The organism is Rubrivivax soli (genome assembly GCF_049810355.1).
Lineage (GTDB): Bacteria > Pseudomonadota > Gammaproteobacteria > Burkholderiales > Burkholderiaceae_C > Rubrivivax.
Genome location: NZ_CP187368.1, coordinates 410,915 through 434,850 on the forward strand (window position 1 = coordinate 410,915; position 23,936 = coordinate 434,850).

At 70.6% G+C, this 23,936-nt stretch carries 10 protein-coding genes; 1 reads left to right on the forward strand and 9 read right to left on the reverse strand.

What is annotated here, in order from left to right:
- The 6 genes from ACPOLB_RS01885 to ACPOLB_RS01910 all read right to left on the reverse strand — a co-directional run bounded on the left by ACPOLB_RS01885 (nt 1) and on the right by ACPOLB_RS01910 (nt 17,889).
- Nucleotides 1-1,599 (reverse strand): alkaline phosphatase family protein, encoded by a 1,599-nt coding sequence (locus ACPOLB_RS01885; RefSeq protein ID WP_425259601.1) that lies wholly within the window; start codon nt 1,597-1,599, stop codon nt 1-3.
- Nucleotides 1,596-1,901 carry an acyl carrier protein gene (locus tag ACPOLB_RS01890; protein WP_425259602.1) on the reverse strand — a complete coding sequence of 102 codons (306 nt, stop codon included), beginning with the start codon at nt 1,899-1,901 and terminating at the stop codon, nt 1,596-1,598. Before ACPOLB_RS01890 ends, ACPOLB_RS01885 begins: the two co-directional genes overlap by 4 nt.
- On the reverse strand, nt 1,901-6,721 hold the full coding sequence (locus tag ACPOLB_RS01895) for a beta-ketoacyl synthase N-terminal-like domain-containing protein (protein WP_425259603.1): 4,821 nt from the start codon (nt 6,719-6,721) through the stop codon (nt 1,901-1,903). Before ACPOLB_RS01895 ends, ACPOLB_RS01890 begins: the two co-directional genes overlap by 1 nt.
- On the reverse strand, nt 6,721-15,000 hold the full coding sequence (locus ACPOLB_RS01900; RefSeq protein WP_425259604.1) for an SDR family NAD(P)-dependent oxidoreductase: 8,280 nt from the start codon (nt 14,998-15,000) through the stop codon (nt 6,721-6,723). Before ACPOLB_RS01900 ends, ACPOLB_RS01895 begins: the two co-directional genes overlap by 1 nt.
- A gap of 374 nt (nt 15,001-15,374) precedes the next feature.
- Entirely contained in the window at nt 15,375-16,625 is a 1,251-nt protein-coding gene (locus ACPOLB_RS01905) for a hypothetical protein (RefSeq protein ID WP_425259605.1), read from the reverse strand.
- Nucleotides 16,626-16,695: 70 nt separating this feature from the next.
- A complete protein-coding gene (locus ACPOLB_RS01910; RefSeq protein ID WP_425259606.1) occupies nt 16,696-17,889 on the reverse strand; it encodes a hypothetical protein in 1,194 nt (397 codons plus the stop codon).
- A 193-nt stretch (nt 17,890-18,082) separates the two neighbouring features.
- Between ACPOLB_RS01910 and ACPOLB_RS01915 the strand changes: the two genes are divergently transcribed.
- Nucleotides 18,083-19,381, forward strand: coding sequence for a hypothetical protein (locus ACPOLB_RS01915; protein ID WP_425259607.1), 1,299 nt, complete (start codon nt 18,083-18,085; stop codon nt 19,379-19,381).
- A 68-nt stretch (nt 19,382-19,449) separates the two neighbouring features.
- On the opposite strand, the gene ACPOLB_RS01920 is transcribed toward ACPOLB_RS01915, so the two are convergent.
- The 3 genes from ACPOLB_RS01920 to ACPOLB_RS01930 are packed head-to-tail and all read right to left on the reverse strand — an operon-like array spanning nt 19,450 to nt 23,932.
- Nucleotides 19,450-21,945 carry an HlyD family secretion protein gene (locus ACPOLB_RS01920; RefSeq protein ID WP_425259608.1) on the reverse strand — a complete coding sequence of 832 codons (2,496 nt, stop codon included), beginning with the start codon at nt 21,943-21,945 and terminating at the stop codon, nt 19,450-19,452.
- On the reverse strand, nt 21,942-23,513 hold the full coding sequence (locus ACPOLB_RS01925) for an efflux transporter outer membrane subunit (RefSeq protein WP_425259609.1): 1,572 nt from the start codon (nt 23,511-23,513) through the stop codon (nt 21,942-21,944). The genes ACPOLB_RS01920 and ACPOLB_RS01925 overlap by 4 nt, the downstream gene beginning before the upstream one ends.
- Nucleotides 23,510-23,932 carry a hypothetical protein gene (locus ACPOLB_RS01930; protein ID WP_425259610.1) on the reverse strand — a complete coding sequence of 141 codons (423 nt, stop codon included), beginning with the start codon at nt 23,930-23,932 and terminating at the stop codon, nt 23,510-23,512. The genes ACPOLB_RS01925 and ACPOLB_RS01930 overlap by 4 nt, the downstream gene beginning before the upstream one ends.
- Nucleotides 23,933-23,936 lie beyond the last annotated feature (4 nt).

Sequence of the window (23,936 nt, forward strand, 5' to 3'; positions counted from 1 at the left end):
CTATTCCATGTAGCCGAGCAACTGCAGCTGCGCCATGATCTGCGCCTTCTCGTCGTCGGCCATGGCATCGCCGCCCTGCCCGCCGACGTCGCTCTTGGTGGGCGCGCCGATGATCACCGGGTGCACCGCCTTGTGCTCGGCGGTGAACATGTTCTCGGGCACCACGCCTTCCATGTCGCTGGGCACCGCCAGCCCCAGGCTGTAGAGCAGCGTCGCGCCCACGTCCATGATCTGGCGCCGGCCCAGCTGCTTGCCCTTCGCAATGCCCGGGCCGTAGGCCAGGAAGACGCCGTCGGGGTGGTGCGTGCCCACCGGCTCGGGGCGGGGTTCGACCACCGGCAGCCGGTTCTTGATCGACACGAAACCGAAGTCGCGCAGCACCAGTTGCAGGTCGGGCGCGTCCTTCATCGCGCCGCCCGGGAACACGTCCTCGCGCTTGTGGATCTCGGTGATGATGCGCTCGCCCGTGGCCGGGTCGACCAGCGCTTCCAGGTCCTTGATCAGCCGGTTGCGCGTGGCCTCGTAGTCTTCGGGCTTGACGCCGCCCATGCCCGGCTCGGTGGCGACGCGGATGTTGATGCCGTTCGACGAGGGCGTGCGGCAGTACGCGATGGTCTCGCTCCAGTCGAGGTGCGCGAACATGCTGTCCTCGCGGCGCCGGCCCTCGTCGGTGTCGGGCACCGGCTTCCACTTCAGCCAACCCTTCTCGCCCAGGTAGGTGTTGATGCGCAGCACCTCGGTCGACGCGGTGAAGCCGTGGTCCGAGCACATGAAGACCTGCACGGTGGGGCCGGCCGCCGTGACCAGCGCCTCGATGAAGCCGTCGAGCTGGCGGAAGTAGTCCAGGCTCAGCTGGCGCATGCGCTGGTGGTAGGCGCTGAGCTCGCCGACCTGCAGGTTCGGGTCGATGAAGAGCCAGGCCTGGTGCTGCAGCTTGTCGACGCCGTCGAACATCACGGCCATCAGGTCGGGCGCTTCCTCGCGCATCAGGTATTCGGCGATGCGGAACCACTGCTTCTCGCGCGGCAGGTGGTACTTGACCCAGTTCTCGCGGTCTTCGTCGGTCAGGCTCTCCATGGCCTGCTTCTCCTGCTCGAAGTCCCAGGCCAGTTCCTGCGCGCTGAAGTCGGGGATGGTCTTCAGCCGGTCGTACAGGTCGGGCGGCGTGGAGTTGCGGCGCAGGTGGCGCCAGGGCACGAAGCCCGGCACCATGAAGCCGTTGATGTCCTTGGGCGGCGGCGCCGTGAACGGGAAATTCAGCGCCGCGATCTTCTTGCCCTGCCGGCTGGCGATGGACCAGATGGTCTCGACGCGGCAGTCGCGCTGGTCGTAGAGCGTGAAGAACACGTCTTCACCCCGCTCCTCGGCGCGGATGAAGTCGAACACGCCGTGGTGGCCCGGGCTGCGGCCGGTCATCATCGACACCCAGGCCGGCGGCGTGAGCGGGTTCGGCGTGGAACGCAGCTTGGCGCGGCTGCCTTCCTGGAAGATCTTCGCCAGGAACGGCATCACCGGCGCACCCGCAGCGGCCGATGTCAGGTCGTTCAGCACCGTGAAGGTGGCACCGTCCATGCCGATGAACAAGGTCTTGACGGTCATGCCGCGGCTCCTTCCTGGGGTTTCAGGCGCAGTTCGATGAATTGCGCGATCTGACGCACCGACAAATCACCGACATAACTGCCATCGCGCATCAGCAAATTCTGGAAACCGAGTTTCCGGGCATACGCCTGCTCCAGCGCCACGCACAATTGAATGATATCGACCGAGGCGAATTCGAGGTGGGCGACGAGCTGGGTATCGGCGCTGACGCCGCCGTCCAACTCCAGGCCCCAGTCCTGGATCAGGTCTTCGATCACCGCAATCACGGTGGCTTCCACCGTGTCGCGCAACAAGCTGTTCATCAATGAACCTTTTGAAACCTCGGTGGGCCTTCGGCCGTGGCCACGATCATATTTCCAAGCCGCCGCAACATAACCGCAACAATCATACCATCGCAGTGCACCAAAGCATGCTCCGCCCCCCCCGGTTCGAAGGTGACTTCGAACGCTTCCGGTGCACCGCGCAGCCCGGTTCCGAGCAATTTGGCCGCTGCTTCCTTGGCGCACCACAGGCGCAGCACCGCTTCGTCGCGCACCAGAGGCGTGCCGTGCTCCAGCCAAGTGCGCTCGCCGGCCGTGAAGGCCGCCGCCAGCGCCTCAGGGCGCTGCACGCGTCCGATCACCTCGGCGTCGACTCCGACCGGAGCGCCGGCCGCGGACAGCAATGCAATATTCGAAACCGCATCGTGCGTCAGTGACACCTGCGGCCGAGTGGCCAAGGTTTCGGACCACCAGCCGCCCACGTGCGGGCGACCGCTGTCCTCATGGTGCACCTCAATATCCGACGGATACAGCAGGTGCCCGCTTTCCGTGTACCACCAATACCGCGTGGCCTCTTTCAGCGCCAACCGGCCCAGCAACCACTGGCGGCGCTGTCGGACATTCTTCGGCAACTGGCGCCAGAGTTCCCGTTCCTCGAAACTCAGGGTGGCCAGTGCCAGCATGCGCAGGAATATGCCGTTCGACTGGGCGCAGAAATCCTCGGGCAGTTGTTCGAGCTGCCACAGCAGCCCGCTGCCGGGCTGCTGCAACGGCGCGCCCAGCCAGCCGCCGAGCGGGTCGCGCCGCACCTGGTAGAAGCGGTGCGGCACATGGAAGAAGACGTTGACGAGACCGGACACCCGGACGAGCGGGGCGCCATCGGCTGCCTCGGCCTCGAAGTCCCAGCGGCGCGCGGCCGCGACATCGGCCGCCTGCGAGGGGTCCAGCGTGCGCTGGCGGCCGCGCAGCACCAGCCCGTCGCCCGGCACCACGGGCGCCAGCAACTCGATGCGCTCGATGGTCGACGGGAAGCAGTTGAAATCGGTGCCGACGTGTTCGGCCACCCAGCAGGCGGCCAGTTGCCCCATGGCGTCCAGCAGCACCGGGTTCAGCACCAGGCGCGCCGGCTCCTCGGGGGCGAAGAAGCCGTCCAGGCTGCAGGGCGACAGCGTGCAGTCGATGCCCTGCGCGTTCCAGCCCTGGATGTGCTGGAGGCTCTGGAAGATCGGCCCGTGGAACATGCCGATGTCGTAGATCTGCGCGCCGTCCCAGCGCGGCAGCTGCGCCGGGCCCAGCGCTGCGAGCGGCGGCAGCACCGGCTGGGCAGCGAAGGCGAACTGCGCCGTCACGGCGTCGGCGCCGTTCTGGCGCAGCGTGGCCCGGAAGCTGCCAGGCTGGCCGGCAATGGCCTCGGCCACCACGTCGAGCGCCAGTTCGCCGTCGTCGAGTGCGATCCAGTCGTAGGCCTTCACGTGTTCGATCAACCGCAGTGCCGTGCTCTGCGCCAGCACGGCACAAGCCTCGGCCATGATCTCCAGGCTGACCATCAGCGGCACGCACGACAAGCCGATCAGTTCGGGATCGGTGTCCGAGCCGGGACCCGACAGCACGTGGTCGCGCAGGAAGGCGTCGCGGTGCACGCTGAGCTTGCAGGCGGCGCGCAGGTGGTTCGCATCGAGTTCCAAGATCTCGTCCAGGAACGGGGCCGGGTGGGCGCCGGCCGCTGACTCGGCGGCTGCAGCGGGAGCAGCCGGCGCGCCGGGCTGCCAGTGCGCCACCACGCCGGACTGTTGCGCCAGGAAGTCGCGCATCAGGTCGAAGTAGCCGGCCATCACCTGGGTCTGCGCCTCGGCACTGGTGGCATCCGCCGCCTCGAAGTGCGCAGTGTCGGTCGCGGCGGCCGACGGCGCAGACGCCGGGGATTCAGACGCTGCCGAGATAGCGCCTGCGGGGGGCGGAACCGCCAGCCGCTGCAACAGCGCCCGGTCGGCCGCGTCGAACCGCAGCGTCGGCATCGTGTTGTCCAGCAGGCCCGGCAGCCTGGGCGCCGCCTGGTCCGCCGACAGGTCCAGCACCGCGATGCGCCGCCGCGCGAACAGTGCGCCCAGCGACACGCCGCGCCCCTGCACCCACAGCTGCGCCAGCGTCGACAGCAGCTGCTCCAGCCCGTGCTTGCGGCGCACGTTCGTGGCCAGCGCCACGTGCGGCTGGTCGGAGAGGATGTCGTCGACGAAGGCCGTCAGGTTGCCCGAAGGCCCGACCTCGACGAAACAGCGCACGCCGTCGGCCACCATGGCCTGCACCGTCTCGCGGAACCGCACCGTCGTCGACCACTGCGCCGCCGCCAGCTTGCGCACGGCCGCAGGCGATTCGGGAAACCGCTGTGTCGAGGCGCACGAATACAGCGGCACCTGCGGCGGCCCGAGCTTGATGGCCTTGTAGTACGCGTGGAACGCCGCGCTGACCTCGCCGAAGTCGGGCGTGTGGTAGCCGCGGTCGAAAGGCAGCGGCATGCAGATGCCGCCGATGGCCACCAGCCGCGCCTGCACGTCGTCGATGGCGGCCCGCTCGCCGTACAGCACCAGCTGGTTGGCGCAGTTGTCCATCGCGACCTCGATGCGCCGGCCGCTGGCGGCCACCGTCTCGTGCACCATCGCCGCCGGCAGCGCGCCCACGGCGAGCAATGCGCCGGTCGGGATCTTGCCTTCGCCCAGCACGCGCTGGTAGACGGCGTTGAGCTGGCGGATGAACTCGGCCAGCTGGCCGAGGTCCTGCGCAGGCAGCGCCCGCGAGGCCGCCAGCGCCGACGACTCGCCGGAGCTGTGGCCCAGCATCACGTCGGCCTGCACGCCCAGCGCCGTCAGCAGCGCGAACATCGCCTGCCCGCCCACCATCACGGCTTCGGAGCCCACGTCCATCGCGTGCAGCCGCGCCTCGAGCTGCTTGCGGCGCTCGGGCGTCAGCTCGGTGGCCGCCGGGAAGGCGATGTCGGTGCGGGTCTGGCCGGGGGCGTCGTCGTACAGGCCGCGCCAGAAGTCCAGCCACTCGCGCACTTCATCGAAGCACTGTGCGAGGTCGGCGAACATGCCCAGGTACTGGGACCCTTCGCCAGGGAACAGGAAGGCCAGCTTGCCGTCGAGGCGCTCGGCCGCGAAGAACGCGCCGGCCCGCGTGGACCAGGCCCGGGCCTGCGGGTCGCGCAGCTTGGGCAGCGCCCCCGCCAGCGCCTTGGCCAGCGCCTCGCGCGACCTGGCCACGATGGCCAGGCGCGCCGCGCCGCCACGGTCGGCCGCGACCAGCGCCGCCGCGATCTCGTCGAGCTGCCAGCCCGGGTTGCGCTGCAGCGCGGCCGCCAGCGCCTCGCAGGCGTCGGCCAGCGCCGCGGGTGTGGCGGCCGACAGCACGCACAGCTCGAACGGCCAGCGGGCCAGCAGCGGCGGCCGCTTCGCGGCGGCCGGCGCCTGCTCGACGATGGCGTGCGTGTTGATGCCGCCGAAGCCGAAGGAATCGACACCCGCGCGGCGCGGCGCGCCCAGGGGCGCGATCCAGGGCATGGCCTCGGTGTTGACGAACAGCCGCGTGCTGTCGATGCCGAGCTCGGGGTTGACGGCGTCGCACAGCGTCGGCGGCAGCACGCGGTGGTGCAGCGACAGGGCCGTCTTGATCAGCCCCGCGATGCCGGCCGCCGGGATGCAATGGCTGATCATCGACTTCACCGAGCCGATGGCGATGCTGCCCTGCGCGCCGTCGTCGCGGGCGCCGAACACGTTCTTCAGCGCCGCGATCTCGGTCTTGTCGCCCAGCGGGATGCCGGTGCCGTGGGCCTCGATCATCGACACCGTGGACGGGTCGACGCCGGTGCTGTCGTAGGCGCGGCGGATCGCCAGCGTCTCGCCGTCGACGCTGGGCGCCAGCAGTCCGGTGCCGCGGCCGTCGCTGGCCTGGCCCACGCCGCGCAGCACGGCGTAGATGCGGTCGCCGTCGGCCAGCGCGTCGCTCTGGCGCTTGAGCACCACCACGCCCAGGCCCTCGCCCAGCAGCGTGCCGTCGCCGCCGCTTTCGAACGGCCGCACCTTGCCGCGCGCGCTGAGCGCACCGAGCTGCGTGAAGATGGTGGAGACGTCGGCCGGCAGCGAGGCGTTCACGCCGCCGGCCAGCATCAGCCGGCTGCGGCCGGCGCGCAGCTCGTCCATCGCGGCGCTGACGGCCAGCAGCGACGACGAGCAGGCGGCGTCGACCAGATAGTTCGGGCCCTTCAGGTTCAGCCGGTTGGCGATGCGCCCGGTCATCACGTTGGGCACCAGGCCCGGCGCGGTGTCGGAATTGGTCGGCGGCAGCTTGGCCTGCAGCGTCTGGCGCAGCTGCGCCGCACCGGCATCGTCCAGGTGCGGCAGCGCGGCGCGCAGCAGCTCCATCGTCTGGTCGAGCACGATGTTGTTCTGGATCACCGTGACCTGGCCGCGGTGCAGGTAGGTGCTGTGGCCGAGGATGATGCCGGTGTCGCGGTGGTCGACCTCGGGCCGGTGGTAGCCCGCGTCGGCCAGTGCATCGCGCGCGACGCGCAGCGCGAGGAACTGGTCGGGTTCACCGCCGTCCATCGAGTTCGGCATGATGCCGAACTCGCGCGGGTCGAAGCGGTACAGGTCCTTCAGCCAGCCGCCCTTGGGCGTCTTGATGCGGCCGCTGTCGATGTAGCGCTGCGCGTCCCAGTTCTCGACCGGGTCGCCGACGGCGTCCAGACCCGACAGGATGTTGTTCCAGAAGGCCTGCAGGTCGGGCGCCTGCGGGAAGATGCAGGCCATGCCGATGATGGCGATGGGCTCCAGCGCGGGCGCCGGGCCGGGCTTGGGCGTGCTGGCCATCAGACCTCCACCGCGGTGCGCGCGGTGCCGCCCAGGCGGTTCAGCGCGGCGCTGGCGATGCTCTCCAGTTCCTCGATCAGCATCACGGGCTCGCCGTCGTCGTCGAAGAACATCACGTTGGCGCGCACCACGGCCGGGTCGTCGGTGGCGATGCGCTCGTACTCCATGTGCATGCGCGCCGGGAAGACCTCGCGGTAGCGCACGACGCGGCCGAAGCGCGCCGGCAGCGCGGATTCATCGCGGAAGGCGCGGGCCCACAGCCAGGCCATCTGCGCAGCGGCGTCCAGCAGCGCGGGGTCGAAGACCCAGCCGGCCGAGTCGGGCGCCCTGCCCTGCAGCCACTGCGACGGGTGCGTGGCGCGCACGCGCGTGGCGGCCCCGGCACTCGACAGCCCGGCGATCTCCTCGATGACCTGGAAGCGCGGGCCGTGGAACAGCCACTCGCCGTAGGCCCGGGCGGGCGTGAGGCTCTTCTCGGCGTGCACGCCCGGGCGGCAGCGCTCGCCCACCGGCAGTTGCTGCTCGAGCCGCACCACGCCGCGGTAGTGCGTGAGGCCGCGCCCCTGGCCCAGGTCGGTCTGCAGCGCGGCGTTGACCTCGAACCCTTCGCTGCTGCCGTAGGGCGGCGGGCTGATCACGACCTGCAGCGCACGCGTGGGCTGCTTCAGCTCCACGCCCTTCATCAGCTTGAACTCGCGCACCTCGACGACCTTCCAGCCCGGCCACAGCGCCGTGGCGGCTTCGGCCAACAGTTCCAGTGCCGCGGCGGCTGGCAGCACCGGCGTGCCGTCGATCGCGTGTTCCTGCAGGTACAGGTGGCGCGGGTCGAGCGTGAGCGCCACGACCTGGTCGCCCATCGGCCGGGCGCTGACCGCCGCGGCACCGAGCAGCGGTCCGATGCACGGTGCCTGGGGCGCTGCGTGGGCCTCCGGCGCTTCGGGCTGCAGCCGGATCACGCCCACCTCGGCCTCGTGGCGTTCCCAGGGCCCGGCGCCGCAGATCACCTCGACCGGGCCGCCTGCGGCTCGCGCCAGTTCGTCGCGGAAGAGCCCGCGGCCCACCGCGGCGCTGACCAGTTCCACCCCCTTGGCCGCGAACTTGGCCTCGGTCTCGGCCGTCACCATGCCGGCACCGAACTTGGTCGCGCCCCACGGGCCCCAGCACAGCGCATTGACGTTGACATGCGCGCCCCAGCGCCCGCGCAGGTGCTCGCAGATGCGGTTCATCAGTTCGTTGGCGGTGGCGTAGTCGCTCTGCCCACTGTTGCCATAGCGGCCCGCCACCGAGCTGAACACTGACAGGAACTGCAGCCGCTCGGGCCGCAGGTACTTCTGCAGCAGCAGCAGGCCCAGCACCTTGGTCTCGACGACGCGCGACCAGCTGTCGCTGCTCTTGTCGGCGAGCAGCTTGTCCTCGATCACGCCGGCCCCGTGCACCACGCCGTCGATGCGGCCGTGGCGGCCGTACAGGTCGGCCAGCAGCGCCTGCATCGCGGCTTCGTCGGTGACGTCGATGGCACGGTAGTCGACCACCGCACCGGCAGCGCGGAAGTCGGCGATGTTCGCCCGCATCTCGCGCAGGCCGAGCAGCGCGGCAACCTGGCGGTTGATCTCGCCGGGCTTCATGGCCGACGCACCGCTGCGCACCTGCGCGATGAAGTGCTGCCGCAGCGCCTCGGCGGTGGGCAGCGCCGCGAGCTCGGGCGGCTCGGCCTCGGGCAGCACGCTGCGGCCCGTGAGCACCAGGGTGTTGCCGGGCCGGGCCAGCTCACGCAGCACCTCGGCCGTGATGCCGCGTGCGCCGCCGGTGGCCAGCACGACGATGCCCTGCAAGGCAGCGTCTCGTGCCGGGTCGGCGGCCACGGCCGTGGCGACGGTCTGGAACACGGTGCGCTGTCCGCCGGGATAACCCACCTCCTGGCGCCCGCCGTCGAGTTCGAGTTCACCGAGCAGCTGGGCGGCGACGGCCGCGGCGCCCTGCGCAGGGTCGGTGTCCACTGCCTTCACGCGCAACGCGGGGCGCTCCTCGCGCAACGACTTCAGCATGCCGACGGCACCACCGTGCAGTGTCAACGCGGCGGGTGCGACCCCACGGCCGAAGCAGCCGCCCAGGGCGCTGGCCGACAGCACGTGGGCATCGTCCTGCAGCACCGGGCTCAGTGCCTTCAGCAGCAGGAACAGCGCCTTGTCGTGCCGCTGCAGCGCGGCGCGCCAGGCGGACACGCCGCTGTCCGTGGCGAGCGCAGGCGCATCGAGCGCCACCAGGTGCACGACGCCTGCCACCGGCGCACCCGCGGGCCCCGCAGTGGCGGCCCACCAGGCCAGCAAGGCAGCCTCGTCGTGCAATGCTTCGGACGGCACCATGTCGATGCCGCAGCCGCGGGCCTGCAAGGCTGCGCCGAGCGCCGCGGCCACGCCGCCGGCGTCGGGCACGAGCACGAAGCGGCCGACGTTCAGGTGCCGTGCCGCCCGCGCATCGGGCGCCTGCGACACGGCCTGGATCACATGCCGAGACGGGAGATGGCTGCGCACAGCCACCGGGGAGCCCGCCTCGGCCAACTCAAAAGGGACGGCGACCCCCCCGAGCTTGGCGGACATCAGCAACTCCAGCATGCCGTTCAGCGAGGGCTGGGTGTTGAGCTTGCTGCGGCTGTCGGTCAGTGCCGCCCGGTAGGGCTCGGGCAGCGCCTGCAGCATCGCGCCGACGACTTCGATGCGCTTGATGGAGTCGATGCCGAGGTCGGATTCCAGGTTCTGGTCGAGGCCGACCATGTCCTTCGGGTAGCCGGTCTTCTCCTCGACGATGGCCAGCAGCATCTCGACCATCTTCTCGCGCGGTACGGCCGCGCCCGCAGCGGGTGCGGCAGCGGCAGCCGGCGCAGCCACTGCAGGCGCGGGCTTGGCGACGGCCACAGGTGCCGGCGCCGGCACCGGCGCAGAGACCGGGGCGACCGGGGCCACCGGTGCAGCCACCACCACCGGTGCCGCTGGCGCAGCCACCGGTGCGGGCATCGGTACCTCGGCCACGCGTGGCAGCACCAGCGGTGCGCTGCGCGCACGCAGCGCCATCGGGCGCCCCGGCGCGGCCGGCTGCTGGCCCAGGAAGGCCGACATCACGCGCTCCTGCGTTTCCAGGAACTGGCGCATGGTGTCGAAGTAGTCGGACATCACGGCGGCGTCCGCCGTGGTCGGAAGTGGTCGTCGGTCGTCCATGGGTCTTTCCTTGCTCGGGAACGGTGTCGGTGCTGGCACGGAATGGCGCGAAGGCAGGCTGGCCGTGGTGGCCAAGGGGGCGGCGGCCGGGGCGGGCACGGCAACAGGTGCAGGTGCGGGTGCAGGTGCGGCTGCAGGTGCGGCAACAGCCACCGGCACGGCCATCGTGGCCTGCTGCGCCTGCTCCAGCGTCACGCCGATCTGCTGCACGGGTTCGGCCGCGCGGCGGACGCCGGAGCCGTTGATCATCCAGGCCGTGCGCGGCACCGGCTCGCTGCGGTCCAGCAGCGCCGGGCGCGCCACGTCGGCGACGCGGCAGTCGCGACCGTCGAACAGCGGCGCCAGCTGCAGCGGCACGCCGGCCACCAGCAACTGGCCCACCGCGGCCAGCAGGCCATGCAGGCCGCTGCCGTCGTCCAGCGCCACCGCCAGGTGCGGCTTGCCCTCGAGAATGCGGCCGGTCAGCTTGGACAGCACGCTCTTCGGGCCGACCTCGACGAACACGCGCGCGCCGTCGTCGTGCATGGCCTCGATCTCGGCCACGAATTCCACCGGGCTCACCAGGTGCTCGGCCATCAGCTTCTTGCTGCGCGCCACGTCGGCCGGGTGCGGCCGCGCGGTGGCGTTGGCGTACACGGGCACCGCGGCGCGCTGCCACGGCGTCGCATCGATCAGGTCCGACAGCGCCTTCTGCGCCGGTTTCACCAGGCTGCTGTGGAAGGCGGCGGCGACCGGGATCTCCTGGGCCTCGATGCCCGCAGCGGCCAGCTTGCGCACGGCCGCCTGCACCGCGGCACGCGTGCCGGAGACGATGCTTTGCAGCGGCGCGTTGTGGTTGGCGATGATCACGCCGTCGATGTCGGCGATGGCCTCCTCGACGTCCTTGCGCAACGCCGGCACCGCGGCCATCGTGCCGAGCTCGGCACCGCCTGCCTTGGCGGCATCGACGATGAAGCGGCCGCGTGCGGCCGACAGCTGCATCAGCGCGTCGAAGTCGATGGCGCCGGCCGCGTGCTGGGCGACGAACTCGCCGTAGCTGTGACCGGCCAGCATGTCGGGCTGCAGGCCCAGGCCCTGCACCAGCCGCAGCAGGCCGACGGCCACCGCGCCCAGCGCGGGCTGCGCGACGTCGGTCTGCGTCAGCGCCTGACGCGCTGCGGCCTTCTCGTCGTCGCCGTAGGCGCCGCGCGGAAACACGAACTCGGCCAGCGTCTTGCCGAAACGCGCACGGAAGGGTTCGGCCAGTGTCTGGTCGGCTGCCGCCAGCGTGTCGGCCACCACCGGGAACAGCAGCGCGAGTTCGCGCGCCATGCCGGTGTACTGCGAGCCCTGGCCGGGGAACAGCACCGCCAGCTTGCCGCCGAGCGGTGCGCCGCTGCGGTGGAACACGCCCGGCGGCGCCACCTTGGCATCGCCACGCAGACAGGCCTGCGCGGCCGCCAGCTTGGCTGCGAGGTCTTCGGCGCTGCGGGCCACGACGGCCAGACGCTCGTCGCCGGGCTGCCAGGCCGCGGCCAGGCTGGCGGCCAGGTCGCGCAGCGCCAGGCCCGGCGTGGCCGCCAGCGCACCCTGCAAGGTGCCCAGGCGCGACAGCAGCTGCGTGCGGTCGGGCGCCGACCACAGCAGCAGTTCGGCGGGCCAGTTCTGGCGCGCCGCGCTGCGCATCCAGGGCCGGTACTCGCGCGTGTACTCCTCCATCACGACGTGGAAGTTGGTGCCGCCGAAGCCGAAGGCGCTGCAGGCGGCACGCCGCGGGCCGCCGCCCGCCAGCCACGGCATGGCCTCGTCCACCAAGTACAACGGCGCATCGGCCGCGGCCAGGGTCTTGTTCGGGCTCTTCACGCCCAGGTGCGGCGGCAGCACCCGGTGGTGCAGGGCCAGCACCGCCTTCACCATGCCGGCGACGCCGGCCGTGGCCTTGGTGTGGCCGATCATGGTCTTCACCGAGCCGATGACGGCGCTGCGCGGCACGCCGCCTTCCTCGCGGATCAGCCGCGTGGTGCTTTCCAGCTCGGCCGTGTCGCCCGCGACCGTGCCGGTGCCGTGCGCTTCGAACAGGCCCACGCTCGACGGCCCGAAGCCCGCCATGGCGTAGGCGCGGCGCATCGCCCGCAGCTGGCCCGCGGGCAGCGGCGCCGTCAGGCCCTTGGCGTTGCCGTCGCTGCTGCCGCCCACGCCCTTGATGACGGCGTAGATGCGGTCGCCGTCGCGTTCGGCGTCGGCCAGGCGCTTGAGCGCCACCATCGCGATGCCTTCGCTGATGACGATGCCGTCGCCCGAGGCGTCGAAGGTGTTGCAGCGGCCACGCGGCGACAGCGCCTGCGTCTTGCTGAAGCACAGATAGCCGAACGGGCCCTGCACGGTGTCGACGCCGCCGGCGATGACGATGTCGCTGCGGCCGGCCGCCAGCTCGGTGACGGCCTGGTACACGGCCGCCAGCGACGAGCCGCAGGCCGCGTCGGTCGTGAAGTTGACGCCGCCGAAGTTCAGCCGGTTGGCGATGCGCCCGGCGATCACGTTGAGCAGGATGCCGGCGAAGGAGTCTTCGGTCCACTCGGGCAGGCGGTCGGCCACGTCGGCCGGCAACGCGCCCTGGAAGCGGGGCAGCTCCGAGCGCAGCCCGTACTGCGAGCCCACGTCGCCGGTGCCGCCGCTGGCCCCGATGATCACCGACGCGCGTTCGCGGTCGAAGGGCCGGCCGTCGTAGCCGGCGTCGGCCAGCGTGCGCCGCGCCACCTCCAGCGCCATCAGCTGCATCGGGTCCACCGCCTCGATGCTCTTGGGCGGCATGCCGAACTTCGTGGGGTCGAAGGCCAGGTCGTCGAGGAAGCCGCCCCACTTCGAGTAGATCTTGTCCTTCGCGTGGCGGTCGGCGTCGAAGTACAGGCGCCAGTCCCAGCGGTGCGACGGGATCTCGGTGATCGCGTCGACCTTGTCGAGGATGTTCTCCCAGTACGCCTGCGTCGAGCCCGCCTTGGGCAGCAGCGTCGACATGCCGATGATCGCGATGTCCACCGGGCCCTGGGCCGGCCCCGGCGTCGGTGCGTGCAGCGCAGCCTGGCGATCGGCCAGCAGCATGGCCGCACCCGTGGTGACCTCGGCGTGCAGCCGCTCGATGTTGGTGACCTGGTCGCGCAGCGTCGCCACCTGGCCCAGCATGTACATGCCGTCGGCGTGCTGGCGGGCTTCGTCCAGCGTGGTCAGCGCGCCGTTCTCGCCCACGCGCGTCGTGCCCTTCGAGGCGATGCGCAGCCGGCCCATGATCAGGTCGTCGAGCACGCGGCGGCTCTCGTCGCCGGCCACCTTCCGTGCACGCAGTTCGTTGCGCTTGCGGAAGAACTCCTGCGCAAACGGCGTGTAGCCGCAGCGGCTGGCGTGGCCGGGGCCCGATTCGAGGTTCACCGTGCGCTCGCACGCGATCACCTCCTGCTGGAACCGTGGCACGATCGCGCCGGAAGCGACGATCTCCTCGGTGAACAGGTAGGCGCTGCCCATCAGGATGCCGACACGCACACCGCGCGAGGCGAGCGGCGCCACCAGCACCTGCACCAGCGCCGACGACACGGCGTCGTGGATGCCGCCGGCGAACAGCAGCTGCAGTTCGTCCGCCGGCACCTTCTTCGCGTCGAGTTCCTCGACCAGCTTGTCGACCATCGTCGACCACAGCACGAAGCTCGACAGCGGCCCGATGTGGCCACCGCATTCGCGCCCTTCGAAGATGAAGCGCCGCGCACCTTCCTGCACGAACAGCGGGATCAGGTTGGCCGAAGGCACGTGCAGGAAGGTCGGCACGCCGGCGGCTTCGAGCTTCACGGCCTGGTCGGGCCGGCCGCCGGCGATGATGGCGTAGCCGGGCTTGTACCTGGTGGCCAGTGCCAGCTGCTCGTCCAGCAGTGCCTGCGGCGCGAAGCCGAGCAGGCCGATGCCCCAGGGCTTGCCGCCCAGCAACGCCGTGGTCTTCGCCAGCAGGCTGTCCAGCGCCTGGCCTTTCAGCAGCGCGAACGCCACCATCGGCAGCGCGCCGCCGGTGGCCACCGCATCGGCGAACTCGGCCACGTCGGACACGCGGGTCATGGGGCCCTGCACGATCGGGAACCGCAGCCCCAGCGCCTGCGCCAGCGGCGCGTCCGCGGCCACCGGCGGCTGCGCCGCCACCATGTTCAGGTGCGTGGCAACGGCGGCGTCGATCGCCGCCAGCACTGCCGCGAGATGGCGGTAGCGCTTGCGCCAGGCGGCAGCGAAGCAGACGTCGTGGCCCACCGGCAGCAGGCCGGCCTTGGGTTCGTCCCAGCGGATGCGGCCGGCCACCAGCGGCGCCAGCGCATCGAAGCGCAGCCCGTCGCCGTCGGTCACGAAGGCCTTCGCGACGGCATGCCCCGGGCGGCTGAGCACGCGGAAGTATTCGCCGTGCTCGCCGTCGCCCACGGCCACCGTCTCGTTGCCCGACAGGCTGCCCAGCAGTGCCTGCGCGGCATCGGGCAGATGCGCTTCGTCGAGCAGCAGCAGCTGCGCGTCGAGCACGCCACCGGCCACGCCGACCGCGTGGCAGGCCGCGGCGACGGCCGGCGTGATGCCGCCGCGCACGTACAGCGGCAGGTGGGTGCGGCCCAGCCACTTCTGCAGCAGGATGAAGCTGGCGTCCTCGCCGACGAAGCCGCCGGCCTCGTTGCCCTTGAGCAGCAGCGCGTCGACCTCGTCGTCCAGCGCGGCCTGCGGCCAGCCCGGTGCCAGCACCTCGACCATCACGGCCAGGCCGGCGGCGCGCAACTGGCGCACCGCGGGCAGCCGGCTGCCCGCCACGGCAGCGCCCAGCAGCACCCAGCGCAGGCCCTGCCCGGCGCCGGCCAGCAGGGCCTGCACATCGGTGTCGGACAGCGTGGCCAGCTTGACGCCATGGCCGCTGCAGCCCGCCTGCGCCATCTCGGCCAGCCCGGCCTGCCACTGCGCCGCGGTGGTGTCGAGCTCGGCGTCGAGGATGCCGACGGCACCGGCGCGCGCGGCGGCGATGGCCAGCGTCGCGCTGTGCGAACCGGAGGGCGTGAACACCAGGGTCTGGAACTTGTGCATCGCCGCTGACCCCTACCCGAGCGTGGACCGAACAGCCTGCCGCGCAGCCCGCGGCAGGTCGAACGTGTGCCTTGCGGACCCGACTTGGTATGACTTCAAAGTGCCCTCTCCCAACATGGCTGCAGAGGACCTGCCACCATCGCCCCGGTGCTCATGCGTACTGCGGCGCCGGATGCACCAGCTTGTGGCAAAACGGTAGCACGCAGACATGGCAGCAAGCCCCCCTAACCCGCCCCGGACCGGCCCGCATTCCGGGGGTTTTCAGCACTCGGACCGCTTTTGCATCGGTGCAGGGTGCTGACCCCGGCTGCCGTTCTCGCAGCGACGCCACCAGCCAAGCAAGAGCGATGCCGCAGTGCAGCATCCGTCCGGCTTCAACGCTGGGGCACGAGGAATCGCATCAGGCGGACGACGCCGTTGTCGGAATACTGCTGCAGCGCGAGCAGCGGGCCACTGCAGCGCGTGGGCAGTTCCACGCGCGCCTGCCCATAGCTGACGCCGTCGGCATTCGCAGGCAGCACGAGCACTGCCGTCTCGCTGAAGCTCCGGCCGCCATCGGTGCTCTCGACCAGGTTGCCAAAGCCGCGCTGCACGCTCCAGGCGACCATCAGCCGGCCGTTGGCGATGCAGTTCTGGCCGTACGCCAGCTTCTTCGTGCCGCTGAGCAGGATGCCGCTCGTGCTCCACCGGCCGGTGGCCGCGTCGCGCGTGAAATGCAGCATGCGGTTTTCCTCGATCGTCGCCAGGTGCACGCTGCCGGCATCGTCGGCAACGACGCTGAAATGGCTGGCATACGGGTCGGTGGTGCGGAACGCCGGCGTGCCGGCGAACACGGTCGTCACGTCCCAGGGCGCATCGAGGGCCTGCGTGTCGCTGCGCTGCGCCCAGTAGGTCATCTCGCGCACCGTGAACACGATGCCCATGCCGCCGGCGATCGGCACCGGCCGCCCGCTGCGCTCGATCGAGCGCCGGTCGGTCGGGCCGAAGACGACGCCGGTGTCGCTCCAGCCGGTGGCGCCCGCGGGCCGCACCAGCAGGCGCAGCTGCACGTCGTTGGTGATGCGGTCGCGCGCCACGAAGCAGCACCACAGGTTGCCCAGCGCATCGGCGGCCATGCCCGGGTTGATGCCCGCCGTCGCGTCGGACACCAGCGCCATCTCGTCGCGCTCGACGGTCCAGCCGCGGCCGGCGGCGTCGTACCGCAGCTGCTGGTGCACCAGGTGGCCGGTGACGGTCTGGTACAGCACCGACAGCAGGTCGCCGGCGAGCTGCCCGTCGGAGACCGAGTCGGTGTCGGTGCCGAGAAAGGTCCACTGGTGCGACCAGCTGGTGCCGCCGTCGTGGCTGCTGTACAGGCACAGGCCCGGGCCGGGCGTCAGCGTGCCGCGGTTCATCACCAGGTGGAACGCGCCGTCGGCGGTCTGCCACAGGTGTTCCTGGTGGCGGTACGAGATGATGCGGTCGCTGTCGCTGCTGAGGTTGGTGAACCCCGCCTGGATCCTGGGCACCGCGGCGTGCGCGGTGCCGGGCCACCAGGTGCCGGCCGCCGCTGCCGCGGCCCCCAGCAGCGCCATCGCCTCGCGCCGCGACGGGCGCACTCCTCCCGCAATCGCCTCGACTTGCATCCCTCTCTCCCTCGTCGAGCGGCGTTGCCGGTGGTCGTCTGTCGCGACCGGCCTGGCAGCGCCGCGCTGTTCAGTTCAGGCCGGGGTCGGCGAACCAGACACCTTCGGAACACTCCGGACGACGGCACGGCTTGTAGACACCGCGGTCGTTCAGCTCGGGCACGAGCTTGTTGTAGTAGATCTTCGGCCCGCTGTCGGTGATGAAGACCTCCGGATCGGTGCGCGTGCGCAGCGGCTCGGTCGGCGTGATGCGCTTGAAGATCGGCGCCGCGGCGTCGATGTTGGCGACCCAGATCTCGGAGCGGAACTTGTTCGGCCGCACCGTCTGCGCCATCGAGATGTAGGACTTGCCGTTCCAGGTGAAGGGCTCGGGCGAGAAGATCTGGTTGCCCGAGCGTGCGCGGTGGCTGTAGACCGGCGTCCACTGCAGCGCGCCGCCCGCGCCGGTGGGCAGGTTGCGGTAGATGCGCAGTTCGACCTGGTCGACGAGCGTGAAGAACACCAGCTCGTTGTTGAGCTCGGGTGCGCACCACATCCACATCTCGTACTTGAAGCCGCTGTCGAAGGTGATCTGGCGCGAGACGTTGGTGTCGAAGTCGCGGTAGAAGACCTGGTCGATGCCGTTCACGTTCACAGGGTAGAGCACGGCGCGGGTGCCGGGCACGCCGGGCACGGCGCAGCCGACGTGGCGCACCGGGTAGTTCGAGTCCGGGAAGTCCTCGATGCGCTTCTCGCTGGCGGGGTCCCAGAGCTCGCGCCAGTAGTGCACCTCGCGGTTGTCGACGTAGCTGATGCGCGGCGCCGGGTCGCCGATCACGCTGCTGCCGTACGGTGCCTTGCGCACCAGATCGGGACCGAGGAAGGTGCTGGTCCAGGTGCCATCGGGGTTCTCGACCGCGTAGGCGATGCGCGAGTTGCCGTCGGTGTGCCGGCCCTTGTACTTGGTGTGCACCACGACCTGCCCGTTCGCGGTCGGCACCCACTCGGGGCCGTTCTTGGTCTTCTGCGCATCTTCGAAGCGCATCGAGTCGTTGTCGATCAGGACGCCGCGGCCGTCCTGCGGCACGAACAGGCCCGTGCCCCGGTCGACGTTGGCCAGCCAGAGGTTGCCGATCTCGTCGTTCCAGACGATCTGGCCGCGGATCTGATTGAATTCATAGTCGATCAGATCGGCCTGCGGCGACGCCAGGGTCTCGTTCGGCACCCAGCTCTGGGCCCAGGCCGCACCGGCAGCCAGCAAGGCGCACAGGGCGACCTTTCGCATGTTCGACATCGTTCCTCCGTCCGCGGCCATGCGCCGCACACTCGTCACCGGACGTTAGCCGCTGCCGCCAAGTGCGACAAGACGGCTGCTGCAGCGCACCACCTGTTCAAGGGATGCAAATTGCATACCGACGGCGTCCGCAACGCTGCCCTGTTCCTTCATCATGCGCACCAGACTGCATTCGGAGACTTCCGTGAGACGCTCGCCCGCCCCCGCCCCGCGAACACCCAGCGCCCTGGCGCTGGCCGCAGCGCTGTCGCTCGCCGCCCTGCAGGTGCAGGCGCAGACACCCGCCGTGCTGCCCGAGGTGCAGATCACCACGGCGGCGGTGCCAGACTTCGAGTTCGACAGCGCGCGCCGCGGGCGCTTCTGCGCCAGCTGCAACTTCGGCAGCGGCAACGCGCGGCTGTCCTTCACCGACAGCAGCGGCAACCTGTGGCTGGGCGGCGTCGACTACGCCACCGGCGACTTCGTTCCGGCCAACGGCCGCGGCCTGCTGCTGGACACCGCCACGCCGCCCGTGCCGTGTTTCGGCAACGGGCCCGAGTGGGCGGCCTCGACTGCCGGCTCGCAGATCGTCTACACCCGCTTCGTGGACGGTTCGGGCTTCCCCGGCGACGGCACCTACAGCTGCACCGCCAGCCCGCCGCAGCTGGCGGTGGCCACGCAGACCGCCAGCGGCTGGACCACCACGGTGCTGCCGAACTCGCTGAACCGCGCCACGCCCGAAGGCTCGACCGACGAGACCGACAGCGACCCGCGCATCAACTACATCGAGAACGGCAAGACCGCGCTCTTCTGGCGCCGCCTGTCGGCGCCCGCGACCGAGACGCCGATCCCGATCAGCGACCTCACCGGCGGCAACTCGCGGCGCTGGGTGCTGGGCACGCGGCAGATCGTCTTCCAGGGCCACCGCGAGAGCGACCCGCGCTTGCTCGACCAGGTGTGGCTGGTCGACACCGAGACCGGCGTGCGCGAAGAGCTCACGAAGGACAGCGTCACCAAGGCCGGCGCCTTCATGTGGCGCGCACCCGAATACAACAACGAGTACGTGTTCTTCACGATGGCCAATTTCCGCAAGGAGATCTGGGTCTACCGCAACCTGAAGGGGCCGAAGAACACGCGGCTGTGGACCATCGTCAAGAAGATCAAGGCGCCGCCGATCGCGCCCTTCTTCTGGTCGCCCGAGGTCTTCACGCACAACGGGCGCTCGTACATCTTCACGCAGATCAGCCCCGACGCGAATTTCTTCAACCGCCGCTCGCAGACGCACATCGCCATCACCAGCATCGACCCGCTGCGCAACGACTTCCGCATGCTGACCAACGACTTCCAGCGCCCGCGCGTGCGGCTGGACCCGGAGTTCTTCATCACCGCCAAGGGCCCGTTCATCTACTACAACCGCATCGTGCCCGCGACCGACGAGTACCCCGACGGCATCAACGACGGCGTCTGGCGCGTCGACACCGGCCTGGGCCCGCCGAAGTTCTGAAGCGCACCGTGCACCAATGACAAGGGGGCGCCGCGGCGCCCCCTTGCTGCTTCAGGACCCGGACCCGGTCAGGGCACCCAGGACCAGACCTGCACGTTGAAGAAGCGCACCAGCGCCGACGAGAAGGCCTTCCACACCGGCATGCTGCCGGCCGACAGCTTGGCGTAGCCGGTCATGCCGGTCTTCAGCTCGCCCGTGGGGTTGTCGACCACGGCGATGACCTTCACGACCTTGCCGAAGGACTTGCTGGTGACGTTGCGGTCGATGTCCTGGACCTTACCCTCGAAGACACGGTCGTAGTAGGCATTGGGCCGCGCCCGCACGGTCTGGCCGACCTTGATGTAGGCGATGTCGCTCTCGGGCACCTCGATCTCGACCTTGACCGCACCCAGGCTCTCCACCGCGGCGAATGGCGCTCCCTTGTCGAGCAGGCTGTTCAGGCGCTGCTTCAGGTGCAGGCTGAGGATGTTGCCGTCGAAGGGCATGCGCAGCACGGTGCGGGCGACCTTGCCTTCGACCTCGGCGCGCTGCTGCACCAGCGCCTGCAGCTGGGCGGTCTCGGCGGCGATGCGCTCCGGCGGCGTGCCCGTGCGGGCCAGCGCCAGCGCGGCTTCGCGCTGCGCCACTTCGCGGCGATCGACCTCGGCTTCCTTGCGCGCGCTGTCGACCTCTTCGAACGAGATCGTGCGTTCTCGGTACAGGCGCTCCAGCCGCGGCACGCGTGCGGTGCTGAACGCGGCGCGCTGCTGTGCCGTCTCCAGCGAGCGCAAGGCCACCGCCACCTCTTCCTTCTTGGGCCGTGCCTTCAGGTCGGCGATGCTGGCCTGCTGCTCGGCGATGCGGGCGTCGAACACCGCCAGCTGCGCCGTCAGGTCGTCGGCCGCCAGGCGCGCGATGACGGTGCCCTTCTTCACGGTCTCGCCGCCGTTGAAGTTCACTTCCTGCACCAGCCCGGCGATGTCGGTGGTGACGATCTGCCGGTCGCCGGGGTAGACCTCGAAATTGCCGCCGGCGTCGTACGGGTACGGCAGGAACAGGAGCAGCAGCAGCGACAGCAGCAGCGCGCGCTGCAGGTAGTACCAGGTGCGGCTGCCCTGGGGCTCTTGCTGCACGGTCTCGCCGCCCTCGGCCGGCAGCGCGCGGCGGCGCCAGCGCTCGAACTGCACCGAGCGCTCGTAGGCGCGCCCGATCATCTGGAAGCGCTTGACCGTGCGCACCGTCAGGTACAGGCCCAGCAGCACCACCACCAGCAGCGCCGCGCCGCCCAGGCGCAGTTCGTAGATGAGGAAGTTGCCGACGACGCCGACGATCAGCAGCACCACCAGGTAGGCGTAGACGAAGCTCGCCAGCGCGTAGGTGCTCAGCAGCGTCTGGCCCGATTCGGTGGTGGCACCGCCCTTGAAGCGGTCCATGAAGGCCTTGTAGGCCTTGCCCCGCAGGTAGGGCTCGTTCACGAAGGCCGCCAGCAGGTGGTAGCTGTTGCCCTTCACCAGCGGGTTGCCGCCTTCGACAATGAGGTTCACCGCGCACAGGAAGGCCAGGCCCAGGCCGGCCTTCGAGAGCGTGCCGTGGCTGTCGCGGGTGTTGTACCAGACCAGGGCGCCCACGCTGAACAGCAGCACCCGCATCAGCAGCGGCCCGGCCTGCAGCCACATGCGCTCGCGGCGCAGCAGCTGCTTGGTGTGGCCGATGGGCACCATGAAGCGCGGGAAGAAGCCGAAGCGCAGCCCGATGCCGAAGTCGCCGACGCTGGCGCGGTACTTCTGCGCCACCAGCGACTGCGTCAGCGTGACCATCAGGTTGATGGTGAGCAGGCTGAACAGCGCGTGCACCGCCAGCGAGGTGCCGTCGCGCAGCGTGCCCAGGTCTTCCATCGCCAGCGTCGCGTGGCGCACCATCAGCACCAGGGCCACCAGCGCCAGCACCGGCAGCAGGTAGATGCCGTACTTCAGCGGCTCCACCAGCGGCAGCAGCAGCGTGGCCACCGGGCGCATCGGGAAGAAGCGCAGCAGCAGCTTGGAATTGCGCGGGTCCAGCCCGTCGGCTTCGTTGACGCCGGCAGGCAGGTCTTCCTCGGCCGCGGCCTCCACCTTGGCCGCCACCTCGGGCGGAGCCGGTGGCAGGTCGGTGGCGCCCGACGCCGGCTTCGCAGTGGCGCCGCTGCCGGCCGCCATCTTGATGGCCAGTTCCTCGAACGACTTGGGCTTGATCAGCCCCTGCTCCAGCGCGTAGCCGGTGCGCGTGAAGGGCTTGAGCAGCGGGTGCTTGGCGGCGTCTTCGTCGAGCAGCTTGTTGTCGGCCAGGTGCGCGAAGAAGGTCATCACCTCCTGCTCGCTGATGCTGCGGCCGAAGCGGTCGGAGAACACCGACAGCAGCTTGGGCGCATCTTCGCAGCCGGGCAGCACCTCGAGCACGAAGAACTGCCACTGCTCCAGGTCGTGCGTCTTGTCGGCGAGCTTGTCGCGCAGGATGTAGCTGGTCTTGTCGCCCCGCACCACGCGGAAGGCCTGCAGCCGGCGGGGCAGATAGGCGGGCAGCGCCACCTGCTTGGTTTGGTCGCTCATTCGTTGATCTTCGGTGGTGAGGCTCGTAGAGCGGTGACCTCGGGCAGCGCCCAGCCGCCGCCCATGGACTTGTAGATCGCAACCAGCGACACGAACTGCTCGCGTTGCGCCTGCGCCTGCAGCAGCTCGGCCGCGGCCAGCTTGCGGTCGGCTTCCAGCACGTCGAAGTAGTTGCCGTAGCCGCCGTCGAAGCGCCTCTGCGTGAGCTGCCGCTGCTCGCGCAGGGTCTGCAGGTGGATGGCGCGCAGCGACAGCGCCTGGCCGGCCTTGGCGTGCGTGACGAGGGCGTCCTCGACCTCGCGCAGGGCCGTCTGCACCGCGCCGACGAAGTTCACGGCCGCGATCTGCTGCAGCGCCTCGGCCTCGCGCACCTGCCCGGCGATGCGGCCGCTGCTGAACAGCGGGCCCAGCAGGTTGACGCCGAAGCTGCCGAAGTTCGACGACAGCAGGGTCAGTTCGCTGAGCTGGTTGCTGGCGAAGCCCGATGACGCGGTGAGCGAGATCGACGGTAGGTACTGCGCCTTGGCGACGCCGATGCGTGCATTGGCCGCGATGAGGTTCTGCTCGGCGGCGCGCACGTCGGGGCGCTGCGCCAACAGGTCGGCGGGCAGGCCGCCGGGCACCTGCGGCAGCTGCAGCGCCGCCAGCGCCTTGCCGCGCGCGATCGGGCCGGGTGGGCGGCCCGCGAGGCCGTTCAGGCGGTTCTCGAGCGTTGCGATCTCGGCATCCTTGGCCGGCAGGTCGGGCAGGCGCGCCTGCAGTTCGGCCAGCGCCTGCACCACCGGCAGCTCGGAGCTGCCGCCGCCGGCAAAGCGGGCCTCGGTCAGTGCCAGCGTCTCGCGCAGGCTGGCCACGGCCCGGTGCAGCAGTTCGCGTTCGCGGTCGAGCGCCAGCAGGCGCAGGTAGCCGGCCACGATCTCCGACACCAGCGACTGCACCAGCGCGCGGCGGTTGTCCTCGCGCGCGGTCAGCTCGGCCAGCGCCGCTTCGTTGGCCCGGCCCAGGCGACCCCAGAGGTCGAGTTCCCAGCTCGAGAACAGGCCCGCCGAGTAGGCGTTGTCCACCGGCTGCGCACCCACCACGAGCGGCACCTGGCGGTTCTCGCTGAGCGTGTCGCGGGTGCGCGAGGCGTCGATGCCCACCTGCGGCAGGCCGGCCGAGCGGGTGATCTGCAGCGTGGCGTCGAACTGCGCGATGCGCAGCGCCGCGACGCGCAGGTCCTGGTTCTGCTCGATCGCGGTGGCGATCAGCGCGTCGAGCGCCGGGTCGCCCAGGCTCGACCACCAGGCGCTGGCGAGCAGCGCGGCGCTGCCTGTGGCCATCACGGGCGTTGCCGACAGCGCGGCGTCGGCGGCAGCCATGCGGGAGGAAGCCGATGCAGCGGCGGCGGGCGCGGCAGCTGAAGCGGCTGCGGTGGCCGCCGGCGCGAGCCGCGGGGCGTACGCCGCGGGCAGCTCGACCTCAGGCCGCTGGTGGTCGGGGCCGAGCGTGCAGCCCGCGAGCACGGCGGCGCACACGGGGGCCAGCAAGGCAGTGCAGCGCATGGAGCGCACGGGATGCATGCTCATCGCTGGTCGTGCGGCGAGCGTTCCAGCACGTCGAGCGCCAGCGCCTCGATCTCGCGCACGCGCAGCAGCCGGGTCTGCAGTTCCAGCACCATGGCCTCGAACCACTTGATCTGGTACTCGAGCTGGCGCCGTTCTTCGATGATGTCCTCGACCGGCGCATTGGCGGGGGCCTGGCCGTGTTCGTCGAACAGGATCTTGATGGCCTCGGCGACCTGGCGGTTGCCGTTGATGTACTGCACCTGCTTCTCGACGAACTTCTTCGCCTTGCGCGCCTTGAACTCGCGCAGCAGCGCCTCGCGCAGGCCCTTCTGCGTCGGCGTCAGGCGCGACAGGTCGGGGTGCGTGGTCACCGGCTTGCCGTCGATCAGGCCCAGCTTGGGGCGGGTGCCGGGCGGCTTCGTGGAGGTGGGTGTGCTCATCGTG

Coding starts and splice junctions, on each gene's coding strand:
- ACPOLB_RS01885 (WP_425259601.1), bottom strand. CDS start 1,599: ATGACCGTCAAGACCTTGTTCATCGGCATGGACGGTGCCACCTTCACG.
- ACPOLB_RS01890 (WP_425259602.1), bottom strand. CDS start 1,901: ATGAACAGCTTGTTGCGCGACACGGTGGAAGCCACCGTGATTGCGGTG.
- ACPOLB_RS01895 (WP_425259603.1), bottom strand. CDS start 6,721: ATGGCCAGCACGCCCAAGCCCGGCCCGGCGCCCGCGCTGGAGCCCATC.
- ACPOLB_RS01900 (WP_425259604.1), bottom strand. CDS start 15,000: ATGCACAAGTTCCAGACCCTGGTGTTCACGCCCTCCGGTTCGCACAGC.
- ACPOLB_RS01905 (WP_425259605.1), bottom strand. CDS start 16,625: ATGCAAGTCGAGGCGATTGCGGGAGGAGTGCGCCCGTCGCGGCGCGAG.
- ACPOLB_RS01910 (WP_425259606.1), bottom strand. CDS start 17,889: ATGCGAAAGGTCGCCCTGTGCGCCTTGCTGGCTGCCGGTGCGGCCTGG.
- ACPOLB_RS01920 (WP_425259608.1), bottom strand. CDS start 21,945: ATGAGCGACCAAACCAAGCAGGTGGCGCTGCCCGCCTATCTGCCCCGC.
- ACPOLB_RS01925 (WP_425259609.1), bottom strand. CDS start 23,513: ATGAGCATGCATCCCGTGCGCTCCATGCGCTGCACTGCCTTGCTGGCC.
- ACPOLB_RS01930 (WP_425259610.1), bottom strand. CDS start 23,932: ATGAGCACACCCACCTCCACGAAGCCGCCCGGCACCCGCCCCAAGCTG.